General features: G+C 40.3%; 14 protein-coding genes and 1 tRNA gene. 12 read left to right on the plus strand and 3 right to left on the minus strand.

Annotated features, from left to right (window positions below):
- Positions 1-35: 35 nt before the first annotated feature.
- The 6 genes from ACGTJS_RS11255 to ACGTJS_RS11280 all read left to right on the plus strand — a co-directional run bounded on the left by ACGTJS_RS11255 (position 36) and on the right by ACGTJS_RS11280 (position 7322).
- Entirely contained in the window at positions 36-1328 is a 1293-nt protein-coding gene (locus ACGTJS_RS11255; RefSeq protein WP_410472145.1) for an arsenic transporter, read from the plus strand.
- 489 nt (positions 1329-1817) lie between these two features.
- On the plus strand, positions 1818-2516 hold the full coding sequence (locus ACGTJS_RS11260; RefSeq protein ID WP_315042996.1) for a VIT family protein: 699 nt from the start codon (positions 1818-1820) through the stop codon (positions 2514-2516).
- 175 nt (positions 2517-2691) lie between these two features.
- Positions 2692-4362 (plus strand): phosphoethanolamine transferase, encoded by a 1671-nt coding sequence (locus tag ACGTJS_RS11265; protein ID WP_410472146.1) that lies wholly within the window; start codon positions 2692-2694, stop codon positions 4360-4362.
- A gap of 383 nt (positions 4363-4745) precedes the next feature.
- Positions 4746-5720, plus strand: a complete 975-nt coding sequence (locus tag ACGTJS_RS11270) for a DUF1852 domain-containing protein (protein ID WP_315042992.1) — start codon at positions 4746-4748, stop codon at positions 5718-5720.
- A gap of 81 nt (positions 5721-5801) precedes the next feature.
- Positions 5802-6830, plus strand: coding sequence for a methionine synthase (locus tag ACGTJS_RS11275; RefSeq protein ID WP_315042991.1), 1029 nt, complete (start codon positions 5802-5804; stop codon positions 6828-6830).
- 3 nt (positions 6831-6833) lie between these two features.
- Positions 6834-7322, plus strand: coding sequence for a flavin reductase (locus ACGTJS_RS11280; protein WP_315042990.1), 489 nt, complete (start codon positions 6834-6836; stop codon positions 7320-7322).
- Between the two features lie 206 nt (positions 7323-7528).
- Here the strand turns inward: ACGTJS_RS11280 and ACGTJS_RS11285 are convergent, their stop codons facing one another.
- A complete protein-coding gene (locus ACGTJS_RS11285) occupies positions 7529-8308 on the minus strand; it encodes an acetoin reductase (RefSeq protein ID WP_410472147.1) in 780 nt (259 codons plus the stop codon).
- Positions 8309-8700: 392 nt separating this feature from the next.
- Here ACGTJS_RS11285 and ACGTJS_RS11290 point away from each other — a divergent pair, with 392 nt between their 5' ends.
- From ACGTJS_RS11290 to ACGTJS_RS11300, 3 genes are all read left to right on the plus strand, one after another.
- Positions 8701-8988, plus strand: coding sequence for a YeaC family protein (locus tag ACGTJS_RS11290; RefSeq protein ID WP_315042987.1), 288 nt, complete (start codon positions 8701-8703; stop codon positions 8986-8988).
- A 69-nt stretch (positions 8989-9057) separates the two neighbouring features.
- Positions 9058-9134 (plus strand) — tRNA-Met (locus tag ACGTJS_RS11295).
- Positions 9135-9276: 142 nt separating this feature from the next.
- Positions 9277-9516, plus strand: a complete 240-nt coding sequence (locus ACGTJS_RS11300; protein WP_410472148.1) for an integrase core domain-containing protein — start codon at positions 9277-9279, stop codon at positions 9514-9516.
- 86 nt (positions 9517-9602) lie between these two features.
- Here ACGTJS_RS11300 and ACGTJS_RS11305 read toward each other — a convergent pair whose 3' ends face one another.
- The gene (locus ACGTJS_RS11305) at positions 9603-10406 is read right to left on the minus strand and encodes an enoyl-ACP reductase (RefSeq protein ID WP_410472149.1); all 804 of its coding nucleotides are present in this window, start codon (positions 10404-10406) and stop codon (positions 9603-9605) included.
- Between the two features lie 187 nt (positions 10407-10593).
- Between ACGTJS_RS11305 and folE the strand changes: the two genes are divergently transcribed.
- Positions 10594-11145 carry a GTP cyclohydrolase I FolE gene (gene folE, locus ACGTJS_RS11310; protein ID WP_315042528.1) on the plus strand — a complete coding sequence of 184 codons (552 nt, stop codon included), beginning with the start codon at positions 10594-10596 and terminating at the stop codon, positions 11143-11145.
- Positions 11146-11264: 119 nt separating this feature from the next.
- Positions 11265-12320, plus strand: coding sequence for an NAD(P)H-dependent flavin oxidoreductase (locus tag ACGTJS_RS11315; protein WP_410472150.1), 1056 nt, complete (start codon positions 11265-11267; stop codon positions 12318-12320).
- A gap of 24 nt (positions 12321-12344) precedes the next feature.
- Here ACGTJS_RS11315 and ACGTJS_RS11320 read toward each other — a convergent pair whose 3' ends face one another.
- Positions 12345-13418: an RluA family pseudouridine synthase gene (locus ACGTJS_RS11320; RefSeq protein WP_410472151.1), complete on the minus strand. Its 1074-nt coding sequence runs from the start codon at positions 13416-13418 to the stop codon at positions 12345-12347.
- 140 nt (positions 13419-13558) lie between these two features.
- Between ACGTJS_RS11320 and ACGTJS_RS11325 the strand changes: the two genes are divergently transcribed.
- Entirely contained in the window at positions 13559-14614 is a 1056-nt protein-coding gene (locus ACGTJS_RS11325) for an outer membrane protein assembly factor BamD (RefSeq protein WP_410472152.1), read from the plus strand.
- Positions 14615-14754 lie beyond the last annotated feature (140 nt).

Genomic DNA, 14754 nt, shown 5'->3' on the forward strand with positions numbered 1-14754 from the left:
AACCCAAAATATATAAATTCATTTAAGGATTTTTGATGATATTGGCAAGTTGTATTTTTATTTTGACATTGATTTTTGTCATTTGGCAACCCAAAGGTTTGGGTATCGGCATTTCGGCGAGCGTTGGAGCGTTGGTTGCTTTGGCGTTTGGTGTGATTAGTGTGCAGGATATTCCTGTGGTGTGGGGCATTGTGTGGAATGCGACTTTTGCTTTTATCGCCATTATTATTATCAGTTTGTTGCTTGATGAAGCGGGTTTTTTTAAATGGATTGCCTTGCACGTGGCACGTTTAGCAGATGGTAATGGTAAAAAATTATTTGCTTTTATCATACTACTTGGTGCGGTGGTGTCGGCTTTTTTTGCCAATGATGGTACGGCATTGATTTTAACCCCGATTGTGATTGCGATTTTGACGGCATTGCGTTTTAATCCTGCAACAACACTTGCGTTTATCATGGCGGCGGGCTTTATCGCTGATACGGCAAGTATTCCGTTAGTGGTGTCAAATCTTGTGAATATTGTGTCGGCGGATTTTTTTGATGTGCCGTTTGACCGTTATGCATTGGTGATGACCCCTGTCAATGTCGTGTCGGTGCTGTCATCGCTTGTGGTTTTGTATCTGTTTTATCAAAAAGACATTCCAAAAATTTATGAGTTTGGCTTGGTGGATACGCCAAATTCGGCGATTATGGATAAGGCGACTTTTATCACAGGTTGGTGGGTACTTGGGGCGTTATTGGTTGGTTTTTTTGTGGTTGAACCGTTTGGCGTGCCGATTAGCGTGATTGCAGGGTTTGGGGCGTTGGTGTTGTTAATCGTGGCAAGTTTTAACAAAAAAATCGCCATTAAGCCTGTGTTCAAAAATGCCCCTTGGCAAATTGTGATTTTTTCGCTAGGTATGTATTTGGTGGTGTATGGGCTAAAAAATGCAGGCTTGACCGATTATTTGTCGGCTATTTTGCATGAATTATCCAAACAAAATCTCGTGGTGGCAACGGTTGGCACAGGGTTTTTATCCGCTGTTTTGTCGTCTATCATGAACAATATGCCAACGACATTGATACAAGCACTGGCGATTGATGGGGCGAATGTGGCAAATCCGATAACCAAAGAAGCGATGGTGTTTGCCAATGTGATTGGCTGTGATTTGGGTCCAAAATTAACGCCGATTGGCTCACTTGCAACCTTGCTGTGGCTGCATGTGCTGGCGAGCAAAAACATTACGGTGAGTTGGTGCTATTATTTTAAAGTGGGCGTGGTTTTAATCTTGCCTGTGCTGTTTGCCACGCTTGTGGCGTTGGCGGTGTGGTTACAAATTTTGGCATAAATTTTAATAACTTTTGAAAAGAAAATACAATGCAAAACATCACCATTTATCATAACCCAAACTGTGGCACATCACGCAATACATTATCAGACTTGGTTTTGCTTGTGATAATGGGCATTAATGAAATAGGGAATATACCATAAGAGTTTTAAAAAAATAATTATGATAAAATCAATCACTTATATTTATTATTTAACATAATATATATTATGCGAAATATATATAAATCAACATTATTTAAACAAATTGATTAATTTATTTAAATAATATTTTGATATTTCTTTGCAATATTTTTTATCAAACTTATGTGAATATTTTTAACGACCAAAAAAATTTTTTCTTTAAACTTTTTCTTTATCAGTTATTTTTTAAACCCACTTAATTTTATATATAAAACGAATTTATAGAATCTGACAAGTCAGAAAACTTAAGTTTATCTTAAGTCAATTTTTTGTATAATAGCTTTAATCATTTTGACTGGAAAAAACCATGTACTCAATCCACCACGAACCACACTTTAGTAACCGCAACAACTGGCTTAGAGCCACCGTGCTTGGGGCAAATGACGGACTAATTTCTACATCCAGCCTGCTCATGGGTATCGCCACCGCCAACGCCAGTACACAAACCCTTGTTTTGACAGGTGTTGCGTCCTTGATTGCAGGGGCGATAAGTATGGCGGCGGGCGAATATGTGTCGGTGTCATCACAGTCGGACACCGAAAAAGCCGACCTTGACAAAGAAGCCTTTGAGCTAGAACACAATGCCGAGCGAGAGCTGACCGAGCTTACGATGATTTATAAAAATCGTGGCTTGGACGATGAACTTGCCGAAAAAGTCGCCATTGCCCTCACCAATCACAATGCCCTAGAGGCTCACGCACGAGATGAAATTGGGCTATCGCACACTGTTACGGCAAATCCGCTTGAGGCGAGTTTTGCCTCCGCTGGGTCGTTTGTTTTGGGGGCGTTGTTGCCTGTTTTGTGCGTGTGGCTATTGCCAAAAGCGTCTTTGGTGGTGGGTTTTTCGGTGGTAACTTTGCTAGGGCTTGGGCTTTTGGGAATGTTATCGGCAAAACTTGGCGGTGCAAAAATCGTCCCTGCGGTGGTGCGTGTCGTGCTGTGGGGTGTGGTCGCACTCGTGGCGACAGGCTTGATTGGACGGATTTTTGGGGTGGAAGTGGGGTAAATTTTACCTAAACCATTTTTTAGCAAAACATTGTAAAAATATTTGTCAAATACAATTTTGTGTTTGACAAATATTTGCAATTTTCATACGATATATCACTTTAAAAAAATTATCACAAAAATTTTGATGTACGGCTTTCACAACAAAGCACCAATTTAACCCAAATGGATTTTAAATGACCACCACAAAACCAAACTTTTTTGCAAAATTTTTCAAAAAATTCAAATTTTCCACCAATCAACAACTCCTAAACGCCCTTGTCGCCTTGTATTTTACCTTGCTCAATTACACGGTTTATGTCAAGGTTTTGCAATTTTATGCCAACAGCAACACAAGCCTTGATGCCTTTGTGTTTAGCGTGCCGTTTTTTATTTTCTTTGCCTGTTATTTGATTTTTACCGTGCTTGCCTTGCCGTTTGTGCATAAAGTTATTGTGCCACTGTTGATGGTGATTAGTTCAGCAGTGAGTTATAACAGCATATTTTTTGATGTATATTTTAACCGTGATATGCTTACCAACATTATGCAGACGAGCGTGGGCGAGAGTTCTCGGCTTTTGACCTTGCCATTTGTGGCGTGGATTGTGTTTTTGGGGATTATTCCTGCACTTTTGTACATCAATACACAGATAAAATACCGTGTGTGGTGGCGTGAGATTTTGTGGCGATTGGGAGCGGGTGCGTTGTCAGTAGCAGGGATTGGCGTGATTGCCATGCTGTTTTATCAGGATTATGCGTCTTTTGGACGAAATAATTTGGCAATCAAACATCAAATTGTTCCGACCAATTTTGTCGCTGCCAGTTTAAGCAAATACCGCCGTTATAAGCAAGGCAAAATTCCACATCAAGTCATCTCACCCAATGCAACCCAAGTCAAAACCAACAATAATCGCAAAGTAACTGTGATGATAGTGGGCGAAACGACAAGGGCGATGAATTGGGGCTTAAACGGCTACACACACCAGACGACTCCCCTACTTGCCAAGCGTGGCGATGAGATTGTTAATTTTAACAAGGTAACGAGTTGTAACACTTTTACTGCAGGGTCTGTGCCGTGTATGTTTTCGCATTTGCCACGCACCGAATTTGATGCAGACAAAGCCGAAAAACAGGACAATTTGCTGGATATTATTCAGCGTGCAGGCGTGAATGTACTATGGATTGACAATGACGCAGGCTGTAAAGGCGTGTGTAATCGTGTGCCGACCATTGATATTACCCAACTTAATCCGCCAGAGTTTTGCCATAATGGCGAATGTAAGGACAATGCGATTTTGCCAGAACTTGATAAAGCCCTTGCCAAAGTGGACAGTTTAAACAAAGACACGCTGATTATTTTGCATACCATTGGCAGTCATGGGCCAACTTATTTTGAACGTTATTCGCCAGAATTTCGCAAATTTACGCCAACGTGCGACACCAACGAAATCCAAAAATGTAGCAACGAACAACTTGTAAATACTTATGACAATACGATTTTGTACGTTGACCAGTTTATCAATGAAGTGATTCATCGTGTGGAAAAACACGAAAACTGGGAAAGTTCGGTCATCTATACATCCGACCACGGCGAAAGCCTTGGCGAAAATGGCGTGTATCTGCACAGTACGCCTTATGACATCGCCCCAGCTACGCAAACACACGTGCCAATGGTGATGTGGTTTAGCAAGGCTTGGCGAGCCAATGAAGGCATTGACCATGCCTGCCTATTGAACAATGCCAAAACCAAAGAATTTTCGCACGACAATATTTTTAGCACCATTTTTGGGGCGATGGATATGAAGGTTGATGAGACTTACCAAGCGGATTTAGATATTTTGAGTGGGTGTAAAAAGCCCAAAACTTAATTTATTATTAATTTATTTTTTATATAAATTAAAATACTGAAAAATATTCAGTATTTTATTAAAATATATCGTTTTTATTCATGTTAAAAATTTGGTTTAATATGTCTAAGTAACAAGACAATTTTAAATAACTATATATCAATTCCCCCACCCCAGCCCTCCCTCTTAGGGGGAGGGCTGGGGTGGGGGAATGGTAGTGTGATTTATTTTTCTCCAGTTACTTATCTAAAATCTTAACTTTAATCAATCTTAAAATTAAAGTTGTTTTTGTAAGTTGGGTAGAGCTTGCAATACCCAACAATGACAAGGCGTTGGGTGTCATTCTTCAACCCAACCTACAACAATAATTTTAGGATTTGATAATTTTAAAAAGGCTTATTAACATGACTAAATTCAACTGCAACGTTCATACTCTTACGTTTGATGAAAACTACGAACCTGCCCAAAGCACTCGATTAACCACCAATTTTGCAAACCTTGCTCGTGGCGAATTCCGCAAGCAAAATCTGCAAAATACCATTCGCATGATTAACAACCGTTTTAATGATTTGGCACATTGGGACAATCCGACAAATGACCGTTATTCGGTACTCATTGACATTGTGTCTATTGATGTTGATGTGGCAGGTAAGGGCGAATTTTTCTCAGGATTAGAATGGCTAAAAACATCTGTGGTTGACCACAAAACAGGCAAAACCATTGATGGCATCATTGGCAACAGCTTTTCATCATTTGTTCGTGATTATGATTTTAGCGTATTGCTTCGTGAATATAACAAGGATAAGGCTGAATTTAGTGTACCAGAGGGTTATGGCGATTTGCATGGCAAATTGTTCAAATTCATGGTAGCATCCGAAGAATACAAAGCCCAATCCAAAAAACCACCCGTGCTGTGCCTAAGCGTGGCGACCACTCGCACCTATCACAGAACCACCAACACGCATCCGATTTTGGGCGTGGAATATGTGCAAAATGACTATTCATTGACCGATGAATATTTTGCCAAGATGGGCTTAAAAGTGCGTTATTTTATGCCCCCAAAATCGGTTGCTCCTTATGCGTTTTATTTTGATGAAAATGCTGATTTGTTGAACGATTATACCAATCTGGAACTCATCAGCACCATCGCCACGATGGAAACGTTCCAAAAAATCTATCGCCCAGAGATTTACAATGCCAACAGCGTGGCAGGGCAAGTGTATCAGCCAAGTTTGACTTATGAAGATTATTCTTTGACCAAAATTGAATATGACAGAGAAGAACGCACCCAATTGGCAATCAAGCAAGGCAAATACACCGAAGAGCATTTTATTAAGCCGTATCAAGATGTGTTAAATGCTTGGTTGAATGACGCATAATATCAAACCCAAAACACAAATTATTTTTGTAGGTTGGGTAGAGCAAAGCGATACCCAATTTAAAATTTTAGAGAATTGAATATGACAAAATTATTACTCCCAACTTCAACCGCAGGCAGTTTGCCAAAACCGTCTTGGATTGCCGAACCAGAAAAATTATGGTCGGAATGGAAACTCACAGGCGATGACTTGCTACAAGCCAAACGTGATGCCTTGCTTGTGTCATTGCAAGAGCAAATTCATGCAGGCATTGATATTGTTAGCGATGGTGAGCAAACTCGTCAGCATTTTGTAACTACGTTCATTGAGCATTTGGACGGTGTGGATTTTAACAAACGTGAAACCGTGCGTATTCGTAACCGTTATGATGCCAGCGTGCCAAGCGTGGTGGGGGCGGTTTCTCGTCCAAAATCGGTGTTTGTGGAAGACGCTAAATTTTTGCGTTCACATACCGACAAGCCAATTAAATGGGCGTTGCCTGGCCCGATGACGATGATTGACACGCTGTATGACGCTCATTACAAAAGCCGTGAAAAATTGGCGTGGGAATTTGCCAAAATCTTAAATGAAGAAGCCAAAGAATTGGAAGCGGCAGGCGTGGACATCATTCAATTTGACGAACCTGCGTTTAACGTGTTTTTTGACGAAGTGAATGATTGGGGCGTGGCAACGCTTGAGCGTGCGATTGAAGGCTTAAAATGTGAAACGGCAGTGCATATTTGCTACGGCTACGGCATTAAGGCAAACACCGATTGGAAACAAACGCTTGGCGGTGAATGGCGACAATATGAAGAGAGTTTCCCAAAATTGCAACAATCAAAAATTGACATCATCTCGCTTGAGTGCCAAAACTCGCACGTGCCGATGGATTTGATTGAGCTGATTCGTGGCAAAAAAGTGATGGTTGGGGCGATTGACGTGGCGACCAATACCATTGAAACGCCTGAACAAGTGGCGGATACGTTGCATAAAGCCTTGCAATTTGTCGATGCCGATAAACTCTACCCTTGCACCAACTGCGGTATGACCCCATTATCTCGCACGGTGGCTCGTGGTAAGTTAGAGGCGTTAAGTGCAGGGGCGAAAATTGTGCGTCAAGAGTTGGGTTGATTTATGGTTGATATTACCGATTTTAGAAACGCCATGTCAAAACTCACTAGTGCCGTCCACGTGGTAACCACAGATGGCACAGCAGGGCGACACGGCTTTACCGCATCGGCAGTGTGTAGCGTTACCGATTCACCGCCCACGCTACTTGTGTGCATGAACAGCAATTCTCGTTCTTATGAAAATTTTATGCAAAATCAAAAACTTGTGGTAAATACGCTCACAGGTCATCAAGAGAATTTATCTGGCGTGTTTTCATCAAAATTAAGCTCAGAAGAACGCTTTACGCATGGCGAATGGACAACCCTAATCACAGGTTCGCCTGTGCTTGAGTCGGCTTTGTTAAATTTTGATTGTGAAATTGAACAAATCCAAACTGTTGGCACGCATGGCATTTTTATTTGTAAAATTGTCGCCATTCGGGAAAATGATAAAGATTATCATGGACTTGTGTATTTTGACAGAACGTATTTTAAAATTGGCGAGGCGATGTAATTGATATAATTACAATTTTCGCTAATTTTAAAATTTAGACAAAAAAATAGGCTAATCATTCCGACTGGCCCATTTTTTTATGTTTGACTGTTAATCAAAACAAGCCTTTGGCAAACATATCACGCATTACCTTTTTACCCAGTTTGACAACGCTGGTTTTTGGTAAAATTGCCAAAATTTTTAAAGTGCTTTGTAAACGTTAAAAATTAACGAAATACCATACCACCATCGGTCAAAATCGTCTGCCCTGTGATATAATTTGCATCATCTGATGCCAAGAATGATACCAAATTGGCAACATCATTTGGCTCTTGTGGACGACCGACCAAAATCCCTTGCGTAAACTCTTTCCACGCCTGCTTTGGCTCATAGCCTTTATGCTCAACAAACGCCGCATCAATACGCTCCCACATAGGCGTATCCGCTACCCCTGGGCAATACGCATTGACACGAATGTTATACTGTGCCAACTCTTTGGCGGTAGAATGGGTGAACGAACGGACGGCGTGCTTGGTTGCACTATACAGGCTTAGCATTTCGTAAGACTCATGCCCTGCAATACTACAGGCATTGATAATTTTGCCAACGCTGTCTTGTGTTTTCATTTGCTCTGCAGCAACTTGCGTCCCAAAAATAACACCTTTTATGTTAATATTAAAGACACGGTCAATTTCTTTTTCTTCAATTTCTAAAAACGGCTCAACCGATTCCACGCCCGCATTATTGACAAAAACGTCCACTTTGCCAAAGGCTTTTACCGCCTCTTTAACCACGTTAAATTGGTCGTCACGCTTTGACACATCGCCGACCACAGCGATAGATTCAAATCCTTGATTATCAAATTCTTTTTTGGCTTTGTCCAAATTTTCTTGGCTAATGTCTTGTAACACCACACGAAAACCATCTTTTGCCAAACGGGTGGCAATCGCATTGCCCAAACTGACCGCAGAACCTGTTACAATTGCTACTTTTTTATCCTGACTCATATTTCACCTCATTAAATTAACTGGATTAAAATTTCTACAATAATATTGCTAACTAAGATACCACGTTTTTCATTATAAATACCACGTTTTTCATTATAAAATGCTTTGGATAAAATAACAGGCGATTTGAGTTAAAAAATGATTAACAAATGTAATATTATGCAAAAGTTTGTAAAGATAAAAAAAGATAAAAATCGTAATTACCATTTATCTGATTTTAAGTGCATTTGGGATATTTGTTAAAAAAATTGCTTGAAAGTTATGGCAAATGTGGTATAGTTTTTAACGTTGAAGAAACAAAAAAATAGCTTTTGTTGCTGTTAAAAAAAGGGGCTGAACTAGATTAGAGTTAAATTTCACACCATTTTCTCAATATTTTAAGTTGATTAGATATGGATAAACAACAAATTTTACAAGCCTTAACACCCGAAATCGTCGCCAAATTTCGCACAGCGATTGAACTGGACAAATGGGACAATGGCGTGCGCTTAACCGATGAACAACGCCACACCTGTATGCAAGCGGTTATGGTTTGGGAACACGAATATCTTCCACAAGAAGAACGCACGGGCTACATTCACCGACCAAAAAAAGAATCGGAAAATTGCGATATCGGGCACGACCACCATTATCCGCACGTTTTACCAGATAGCGAACAGCCTGTACAATTTCGCCATTAATTTTTTCAAAAAAAATTTAAAAAGTGCTTGACGATTAAAAATTTATCCGTATAATATGCAACTTCAAAAGGCGATGTAGCTCAGCTGGTTAGAGCGCACGACTCATAATCGTGAGGTCAAGAGTTCAAGTCTCTTCATCGCCACCATATTTTTACTTTAAAGTCAATAACTTAGGTTGTTGGCTTTTTTGTTTTTGTTACCTTTTTTGGTAACAGTTATAAATTGAGTTTTTCTATTTCTTTTTTGTCCTTATCACTGTTAATGTTACACCTTTCATCAGTAGTATAGGTGTGTAATGTTAAAGCAGAACAAGTAATACGTACGCTCATGGAGATGTGGCATGAACAATGTGAATTTACAAGTAGTGAACATGGAAAGCAAGAATTAACAAGATTTCTTAATTTCTATAATACCGTTAAACCCCATTCATCTTTAACTAAAAAAGATGATATTACTGGCAAAACTCAAACCTTTACTCCTTATGAGTGGTTGGAGTTTTATTTTAAACAAAATGTAAATAACGCTTGAGGTTCTTACAAATTAACAATAAAAAAAGAGCGTTCACCACGCCCTTTTTGCCCTTTTTGTCAAATATTAACAAACATTCACAGCGGTTATTCTTCGTTATCCATTAACATTTGTTCGCTCATGCCAACGGTGTTAAAACCACAATCCACAAACAAAATCTCTCCTGTAATGCCACTCGCCCAAGGCGATAACAAAAACAAACTCGCATTGCCGACTTCTTCTTGAGTAACATTGCGGTGTAACGGTGCGATTTTTTCGTTCATGTCTAACATTTTGCGAAAGGACTTGATGCCACTTGCCGCAAGCGTTCGGATTGGGCCTGCCGAAATCGCATTGACACGAATGCCGTCCGCACCCAATGAACTTGCCAAATAACGCACGCTTGCCTCTAGGCTTGCTTTTGCCAAGCCCATGACGTTGTAATTTGGCAATACCGAAATACTGCCCTCATAAGTTAAAGTCAAAAGCGAACCTTGACGTTTTTTTAACAATTCACGACTTGCCTTTGCCAATGCCACAAAGCTGTAACTGCTAATATCATGGGCAATAGCAAAGCCTTCACGCGTGGTAACTTCGGTAAAATCACCGTCCAACTGCTCGGCTGGGGCAAAACCAATGGCATGAACCACGCCATCAATGCCATCGCCCCAAATTTCGACAATTTTATCAAAACACGCCACAATATCACTATCGCTTGCGACATCGCATGGCAATACGGCAACGGCATTAAACGCCTCGCCTGCCATGTCCACACGTTTTTTGATTTTGTCATTTGGGTAGGTCAAAATCAGCTCTGCCCCCTCTCGGTGCAGACTTTCGGCGATTGCCCATGCGATAGACAATTTACTGGCAATCCCTGTAACGACAAAGCGTTTTCCTTTTAGCAACATAATGTTTCCTTATGGTTGTGATAACGGTGATAACAAATTATTTGACAAAAAATTTGCCAAAAAAATAGACATAAGTTTAATATTTTGTGTTTTAAAATAATTTTAACGTTATCTTTAACAAAAATCACTTTACAAATTGTTTTAAAACGTTAAGCTATGCCTAATTTTCTGAAAGGTTATATTGTACATGAATAATGCAGAAGTTTACAGTCATTTAATCGCTTCAACGGGCGAAGATTTGAACCGTGCGGGTTTGTTAGATACGCCAGAGCGTGCGGCAAAGGCGTTTTCATTTTTGACACAAGGCTATCATCAAAGCCTTGAAGAGATTACCAATGGGGCGATTTTTCCGACTGATAATAATGAACTCATTTTGGTAAAAAATATTGAGTTTTACTCGATGTGCGAGCATCACATGTTACCGTTTTATGGGGTGGCTCATGTGGCGTATTTGCCAAATGATAAGGTGATTGGCTTGTCAAAAATGGCTCGGATTGTGGATATGTACGCTCGCCGTTTGCAAATTCAAGAAAATCTGACCAAGCAAGTCGCTCAAGCGGTGATGGATATGACAGAGGCAAGGGGCTGTGCGGTGGTGATGGATGCGGCACATATGTGCATGATGATGCGTGGGGTGATGAAACAGCAGTCTAGTACTCGTAGTATTTCGTTGTTGGGTGAGTTTAAGGACAATGCTCAAGCTCGGCAAGAGTTTTTGATGGCGATTCCAAATCCTTAAATGCCAAATTAAATTGATTTTGATTATCAAATAGCTAAATAGTCACGATTTAGCTATTTTTTATTGCCAAAAAATCGGTTATAGTGCTATTCACACATTCACCAGAAAAGGAAAATATCATGTCAAAAAACTTATTAAACCTACTACACCATCACAACGCCAAACCCATTATCCAAGCTCCGATGGCAGGCGTGCAAGACAGCAAACTTGCCATCGCCGTCTGTCAATCTGGCGGTGTTGGTTCGCTACCGTGTGCGTTGATATCACTTGAAAAAGTAGAACAAGAAATCAACGCCATTCGCATCGCTACCGATATGCCGTTTAACGTCAATTTTTTTGTTCACAAAAACCCAGAATATACCGACAGCGTTCACCAAAATTGGCTAAAAACCTTACAACCGTATTATGACAAATTACAAGTTGATAACCAAAATATCCCTTTAACAGGCGGTCGCAAACCGTTTGACAAAGCCCAAGCCGAACTGATTGCCGAGTTAAAAGTTCCGATTGTCAGTTTTCATTTTGGCTTGCCTGATGATAATTTGTTAAATATCGTTAAACAATCAGGTGCAAAAATCTTATCAACCGCCACCACGATTAACGAAGCCAAATTTTTAATCAGTAAAGGCGTGGACGGCATTATTGCTCAAGGGCTAGAATCTGGCGGACATCGTGGCATTTTCTTGGATAAGGATTTAACCACGCAAACAGGCACATTTAGCCTGTTGCCAAACATTGCCAAATTGTTAAAATCTAGCAACAGCGATGTTACGCTGATTGGTGCAGGCGGAATTAGCGACTCGGCGACAGTAGCATCGGCATTTGAGTTGGGGGCGGCTTTGGTGCAAGTTGGCACAGCGTTTTTGCTTGCTGACGAGTGCAACACCACGCTAGCCCACAGAGCCATGCTCCAAAGTGAACAAGCACAGCACACCGCTTTAACCAATATTTTTAGCGGTGGTATTGCTCGTGGGATTATCACGCCGTTAATGGCGGAGTTGGGTTTTATCAATAATACGGCTCCCGATTTTCCCAATGCGTCTTTTGTGTTAAATCCGCTAAAAAATGCGGATAATCAGACGTTTTCATCATTTTGGGCAGGGCAAAATGCACCACTTGCCAAAACAGGCTCGGCAAAACAGATTATTGAGAATTTATTCACAAAGAATAACTAAATGTTTAACAAATTAAGTTTTTTGTTAAATTTGCTCAAACATTTCAATCAACGCCAACATATCATCTGGCATAGATGCTTGAAAAATCATTTCTTCGCCTGTTTTTGGGTGAACAAAACCCAACTCAAAAGCGTGCAACGCCTGTCTGCCAAAGTTTTGTACTTGCGATTTTTCATCGTCATTTAAATATTTTAACAGCATGGCGGTACGTCTCGCCGAACCATAAACAGGGTCGCCAATCAACGAAAAGCCAAGATTTGACAAATGTACACGAATTTGGTGCGTTCGCCCTGTTTCAAGGCGTACGCTTACCAAACTGACCCCTTCAAAAATTTCATCAATATTATCAAGATGAGTAACGGCAGGCTTGCCTGTCGCCACGACTGCCATTTTGGTGCGTTGCGTTGGGTGGCGACCGATTGAGCCTGTGATAGTTTTATGCTTTATCAATTCACTTTTGCTCGCCAACACCAACGCTTGATAATGGCGGAATACCGATTTATCTTTTAATTGATTGGTTAAATGAAGTTGACTTTGGCTGTCTTTGGCAACGACCATTAAGCCTGTGGTTTCCTTGTCAATACGATGAACAAGCCCTGCTCTCGGCAATAGTCGGCTATTTGGATAATGATAAAGCAAGGCATTGACCAACGTCCCCGAATAATTGCCCGCCCCTGCGTGAACCACCATGCCCGCAGGCTTGTTAATTACCAATACTTGTTCATCTTCATAGACAATATCAAGCGGAATGTTCTCTGGTAAATCGGCTTGTTGTTCGGCAGGCGTGGCATTTAATTGTAAAATATCGTTTGGTTTTAGACGGTATTTTGGTTTTTCGGTTTTGCTGTTTACCGTTAATTCACCTGTGGCAAGCCATTCTTTGATTTGTTCTCGTGAAAACTCGTCAAAAGCTGATGTGGCGATTTTATCAATGCGTTCGCCCACGTCTGTGTCGGTTACGTGGTAATTTTTTTGGATTGCTTGGGCTTGATGGTTATCAATGTCATTATTTTCATCATTTTCATCATCATTGTCAAAAAAATTGTCAAAATCATTTGTGTTATTGTTAAAATTTTGTTGAAAATTGTCGTTTTGCATGGTTTTTTCCAAAAGGTTTTTAAAAATAGATTTAAAAGTATAACGTATCATGATAAACTTAGCGAAATTTTTTTACGATATTTTTTACAACGCTTAATTTTTTAAGATGTTAGGGTAATTTTTTACCAATGAGGTTATTTATGCGTGCAATGATAAAAGTAACAAGTTTGTCGTTATTAACAGTGACAATGATTGGCTTAAACGGTTGTCAATCGTTAAAATCCAAATCATTATTTGGCAAAAAAGACGAAGTAAAAGCCGTCAAAGCCGAAAACAGCGAACAAGGCTACTATAACGAAGCCCAAAATAATCTAAGCAAAGGCAACTATGCCAAAGCGACCGCCAATCTAAACGATTTACGCACCTTTTACCCTGTTGGCGAATACAGTGAGCAAGCCCTGCTTGACTTGATGTATTCACAATACCAACATGGCGACTATTTGGACGCTGTTGCCAGTAGCGAAAAATTTATTCAGCTATATCCGACCAATCCACAAGTTAGCTATGCTTACTATGTGCGTGGCGTTGCCAATATGCAAACGGCATCTTCAGGCGTGTTAAAATATGCCAAATTAAACCCTGCACACCGTGATACAGGCTATTACAAATTGGCATTTAGCAACTTTCAAGAACTGATTGCCAAATACCCAAGTAGCCAATACGCCCCCGATGCCGCCCAACGTATGCGTTATATTTATAACCAATTTGCCGAAAGTGAAATGCAAGTGGCTCGTTGGTATATCAAACGAAAAGCCTACCTTGCATCGGCAAATCGTGCCAAATGGGTATTCCAACACTATCCACAAACCCCAGTCGTGCCAGAGGCGATTGCCACCATGGCATATAGCTATGACAAACTTGGCATGACCGATACCGCCAATCAGTACAAACAATTGTTAAAAATCAACTATCCAGACTTGTTATCAAATGATGGCAACGTTTTGCTGGAAAATACTCGCAGTGCAGGTGATTGGCTCAACAAATTAAGTTTTGGTGTATTGGGCAAAAGCGAAAAAACCCAAGTAAACGACAGCAATGCAACAGGCAATACCGCAACCAAACCGCAAGTCATTCAATCAGTGCAACAAGCCATGCAACTACAATTAGCCACCACGCAAGCAGAAAATGAACAATTGCCAGAAATGGCCCAGCCTAGAAAAGTCAATCTTGGTTTAGGCTTGCCAGAAGAGCAATAATTTTAACGGATTGTTCTAAATAATCTTTTAAGTATTGGGACAAAATAAAACCGTTCGTGGTGAGCTTGTCAAATCATACATGTTACTTAAAAAAATAAAAGGTGTGAACAATTCACGCCTTTATTTGTCTTTGTTTAATC

The organism is Faucicola mancuniensis, from assembly GCF_046523945.1.
Taxonomy (GTDB): Bacteria; Pseudomonadota; Gammaproteobacteria; order Pseudomonadales; family Moraxellaceae; genus Faucicola; species Faucicola mancuniensis.